Consider the following 659-nt stretch of genomic DNA (forward strand, 5'->3'; position numbering starts at 1 on the left):
GCGCCTCAAGCGCCACAGCAGCTTTAAACTTGTCTGAAAAGTTCCGTCGCTTTGTCATTCTCGTATCCATTCGTGCGCGTTGGATACATCTTAGCACGCTGTCCAAATTTGCCGGACCACTTCACACATCCATGATGGTCTTGTGTGTCTTAGCCCTTTCTTCAGGGGTCTTGCTTTGCATGTTGCGTAGCAGGGTGATGATGTAGCTGACATTGATCTTGTCACGGCTAATGAGCTCGATCTCAAAATCGAGGTCATCGAGGATGGAAACCTTCTCCTTTGCCGTTTCGCTACGCACTTTGTCGTAAAGATCGAGGTATTTACTACGGTAGTCTGCGAACGTCTGCTCATCGAGAGGCAGCGTGCTGGCGTCGAACTGAGAAAAGCACTCCAGTACGTTCTTGACCCTGATTACGTCTCGGAAGGCTTTGATGAAGGCCGCTTCATCCTCTTCGGTTAGCAGGTCATTGACGCTGTCCACGGTGGGTGTGATCGTCAGTAGCGCGGCTGCGGCGTCTTCGAATTTTTTTACGTATACTCCGAGTCCTGCAGAAGCCGAATTTGTTGACTTGACTGCTGGGTTTGGAACGATTCAGCTATTGCTTATGATCCGCCCTGACTTTCTTTCCTCACCAGCCCGCCTCGAGCTTGAGGCTTGC

The 659-nt window shown here is 50.8% G+C and carries 1 protein-coding gene; it reads right to left on the minus strand.

Going from position 1 to position 659, the window contains the following annotated elements; translation table 11 throughout:
* Positions 1 to 121 precede the first annotated feature (121 nt).
* Entirely contained in the window at positions 122 to 592 is a 471-nt protein-coding gene (locus tag ROE7235_RS19820) for a type I restriction endonuclease subunit R, EcoR124 family (protein WP_121097781.1), read from the minus strand.
* Positions 593 to 659 lie beyond the last annotated feature (67 nt).

Origin of the sequence: Roseinatronobacter ekhonensis, from assembly GCF_900499075.1 — a bacterium.
GTDB lineage: Bacteria > Pseudomonadota > Alphaproteobacteria > Rhodobacterales > Rhodobacteraceae > Roseinatronobacter > Roseinatronobacter ekhonensis.